The sequence below is a fragment of the Prosthecobacter sp. genome (assembly GCF_020439865.1).
Lineage (GTDB): Bacteria > Verrucomicrobiota > Verrucomicrobiia > Verrucomicrobiales > Verrucomicrobiaceae > Prosthecobacter.
Genome location: NZ_JAGRPF010000242.1, coordinates 1 through 3,352, shown reverse-complemented (window position 1 = coordinate 3,352; position 3,352 = coordinate 1). Strand labels below are relative to the sequence as shown.

7 protein-coding genes are annotated in these 3,352 nt (G+C 61.3%); all 7 read right to left on the bottom strand.

Translation table 11 applies throughout. From position 1 onward, the window contains the following. A partial coding sequence (locus tag KDL09_RS25135; protein WP_294391644.1) for a hypothetical protein occupies window positions 1-196 on the bottom strand: 196 nt, incomplete at its 3' end. A 102-nt stretch (window positions 197-298) separates the two neighbouring features. Continuing rightward, window positions 299-571, bottom strand: coding sequence for a hypothetical protein (locus tag KDL09_RS25130; protein WP_294391642.1), 273 nt, complete (start codon window positions 569-571; stop codon window positions 299-301). 22 nt (window positions 572-593) lie between these two features. Further along, window positions 594-1,094, bottom strand: coding sequence for a hypothetical protein (locus tag KDL09_RS25125; protein WP_294391640.1), 501 nt, complete (start codon window positions 1,092-1,094; stop codon window positions 594-596). A 118-nt stretch (window positions 1,095-1,212) separates the two neighbouring features. Beyond that, on the bottom strand, window positions 1,213-1,632 hold the full coding sequence (locus tag KDL09_RS25120; RefSeq protein ID WP_294391637.1) for a hypothetical protein: 420 nt from the start codon (window positions 1,630-1,632) through the stop codon (window positions 1,213-1,215). Window positions 1,633-1,635: 3 nt separating this feature from the next. Then, window positions 1,636-1,902: a hypothetical protein gene (locus KDL09_RS25115; protein WP_294391635.1), complete on the bottom strand. Its 267-nt coding sequence runs from the start codon at window positions 1,900-1,902 to the stop codon at window positions 1,636-1,638. A gap of 33 nt (window positions 1,903-1,935) precedes the next feature. Beyond that, on the bottom strand, window positions 1,936-2,772 hold the full coding sequence (locus KDL09_RS25110) for a hypothetical protein (RefSeq protein ID WP_294391633.1): 837 nt from the start codon (window positions 2,770-2,772) through the stop codon (window positions 1,936-1,938). Window positions 2,773-3,025: 253 nt separating this feature from the next. Then, the coding region (locus KDL09_RS25105; RefSeq protein WP_294391632.1) for a hypothetical protein at window positions 3,026-3,352 on the bottom strand (327 nt) is incomplete at its 5' end.

Sequence of the window (3,352 nt, the reverse complement as noted above, 5' to 3'; positions counted from 1 at the left end):
TGTATCTGCCAAACACTTCTTTCCTGAAGTTGTTCGCGCTCTCGTGGCCGATGCGGATGTCGAACTTCTCCAGCGCCTTCGCCTGGATCATCGGGCCATCGACGCCGGGCGTGTTCGCCAGCTCGTCGAGAAAGGCGGTCAGCTCCTCGGGCGTGATGCTGCGCACGAGCTTGTTCTTGGATTCAACGGTGTCCATGAGGGGAAGAGGGGATGAGCCGAAAAAAACGAAAGAAGGAAAAAGTCAGAGGCTGGGGTTTGGATCGGTTTTTGATCTTTTTCGTTTCTTTCGGCCAATGCTTCAGAATCCGTTGCGGCGCAGGTAGGCGCGGGCGTCCTCGGTGCGTTTGTAGCGGCGCACCTCAGGCGCGGCGTCGGAGTCGGCGGCCTTGAGCCAGCCCTTCTCTTCGAGGTCGGCGATGAGCGAAAGCAGCTCGCGCTCGGTGAGTTCGGCGAGGCCGCTCTGCTTCAGCGGGATGAGCAGCATGCGCGGCGTGAGCGCCTGCGGATGCGCGGCGTCCAGCGCCTGCAGCGTGGCGATGATGAGGGTTTCACGAAGTTCGGCGGCGATCATGGGATGAAAGGGTTCCTGGTTGTTAGTGCTTGGTTTTGGAGCCGTTCTTGAGCAGCTCTTGAATGGCGGTTCGGATGGCGGCGATCTCCTGCGTGTGGCGGTAGGTTTCATTCTGCACATGGGCGATGTCACTGCCCTGCTTCGCGTTGTCGATCATCGCCCGGTTGATCTTCTCATGCAGGGCCTCCGCGAGCGCGCCGATGCGCTGCGCAAGGCTGCGCAGTTCCTCGTCGATGTTCTGCGTGATGGCGCTCACGCGGGCCTCGCCGGCCTGCTGAGCGGCGCGAAACTGCGCGGTGATTTCCTCCCGCATCGTGTTCACCGTGCGCGTGAGCGCGTCCACGTCCGACTGGTCGGCATGCTGATGCGCGGGCCGCGTCTCGATCTCGCCGCTGATCTCGCGCTTGTGCGTCTGCGAGTTCTTCCACTGCATGTAAATCACGACCACGAACCCAAACAGCATGAGCGCCGACTTGATGAAGTCGGCGGGCACGTCGGCGATGTCGGCAGCGAGAGGGGGCATGAATGACGAATGCGGAATGAGGAATGAGGAATGAGGAATCAAAGATCGGGCCAGTCGTCGGAGTCGAAGTCCCACACGAGCGCGAGACCGATGATGAAGGCGATGGCGGCGGCGATGATCATGCGCAGGTGCAGGGCGCTTCGTCGATCCAGTGCCAGGTGACGGGATGCGTGAAGGGCGGCTTGAGCTTGAGCTGTTTGGCGGCGGCGGGATTGAGGTCGATGCCACAGCCGTTCTTGATGTTCTTCTTTGCCGGCATGCGATCCGCGAGCAGGCACTCGACACGCAGGCCGGTCTCGCGTGAGACGACGATGACGCGCGCATGCTTCGCCTTCTTCACGCTGCCAAACTTCGCGACCATGTCCTCGGGTGGCAGCGCGCACATCGGAGTGATGAGCTGCGCGGTGAAGTCCCCCCAGCAGCCGACGCCATTGTCACCGACCGCGAAGGCTTCGCGATCCGACAGGCCGCGCGCCTTGGCGCGATTGTAGGCGCGCACGTCGGCGGGATCGGCGAAGCTGGAGGCGAGGGCGTTCATGAATCACTTGCCCTCGGGGCGTTTGGCAAGGCCCTTTTCTTCAAGAATGGCGGCGAGGTCCTCGATGTGAATGCAGTCACACATGCAGGCACCTATGATGATGGCCGGTCCATACTGTTGACCTCCATCGACAACGATCTTCCCGTTGCAGTAGTCGTTTCCAGGAGTCGCGTTTTGCAGCGTTCCGATGGCCGTAACTTTGCCGCTTTGAGTTTCAAGCTGTGCGACCTTGTCGCCGTTGATTGCTTCTCTTCCGTTGCGATAGTGCATGATGATGAGGGGAGGTTTGGGTTGAGGAAATTTTCAGCGCTGCGCCGCGAGCTGTTCAGCGATTAAGGTGCCGTAAAAGGGAATAGCGATGTGCTCCTGGTAGGCACCGCGCAGAAGGCACGCGGGCACATCATGGGAGGGCAAGGCTCCGGCCTTGCCGACTTCGGCAGACGCGGAGGTCTGCCCTCCTGGCGTGACATCACGCGGCTGCTTCGCATCGAGTTTGGCGCGCTGTTTGGCGACGGCTTTGCGCCCCTGATCCAGGGCCTCCTGCGCGGCAATGACAGCGAGCTGCTTGATGACCAGGTCATTGCCGCTGGCGTGATCTTCGAGAGCCAGATTGAGATCCGCCTGCGCCAGTTTGAGGCGTGCTTCGAGCACGTTGATGGATTCATCCGCTGCGGCGAGCCCGACGCGCTTCATCGCGGTGATGGCCTCCTGCTTGGTGAAGTGGGAGCAGGAGCTGAGGGCGAAGAGCGAAGGGCAGAGGGCAAAGAGGAGAAGAAGCTGCGCTTTGTTGCCGAGCAGCGCGAGCTTCTGATGGGCACCGAACTTCGAGGCTGTCATGTTGACGGCGGCGACGGCGAGAAGCTGAGGATCATTGGCATCGGTGGCGAAGTAGGCGCTCAGTGCGGTGATGCCCTGGCTGACGAGCGCGCCGATGAACTGACGCAGCAGGATGTTGTCGGTGATCTGCGCAGGCTCCAGCTTCCACCATTTGCAGACGGACGAGATCGACGTGCCGAGCAGCATCATGATGAGACCGACGAGAATGCCGGTTGTGGTGGAGCCGTCGATGTGATGCGCAGCGAAGAAGCCGCCAGCACCGGCGAGGGCGTGGCAGACGATGAGCTGAATGAGTGCGTTCATGGGTGAGGAGGTGCGTGGATGTTTCCGCACGTCCGCCCGGCTGGTCGCGCGGACGGCCCGCCGCCAAGCGTGCCGCCGCGCTTCTCAACCAACCCGTTGCCGGGTGCTTCCATGCGCACGGCCATTCAAGCGTGTCTCAAGAGCCTCTTCACCTGCCCCGAATCTCCGCATGAGCGGGAGGAAAGGCGCAGGATGCGGGCATGAAAAAGCCGCGCATGGATGCGCGGCTTTTTGAAGGTGGTGCCTGCCCGCCCTACGGGTTCAGCTTCCGCCATGCAGCAAGCTGCTGCTGTATGTCATAGACGACCATGTCGATGTTCCAGTCCCATTTGCGCGCCGCGCCGGCGACGATGGCATTAAAGGCTGTCTGGCTCATCGCTGAAGGCTTGCCGTCCAGTAGCTTGAATAACTTCAACCGCGCCTCATTCTGCTTTTTGATCTCGAAGAGCTGCATGTCATAGTTACCAGGCCATTTGTTCACGGCCTCAGTGGCGATCCTGGCGTCCAGCGACGCAGCACTTTCAAAGGTGCGCGACACTCCAACGGATGGAGGTGCGTATTGCGGGACCGGCAGTGAGGT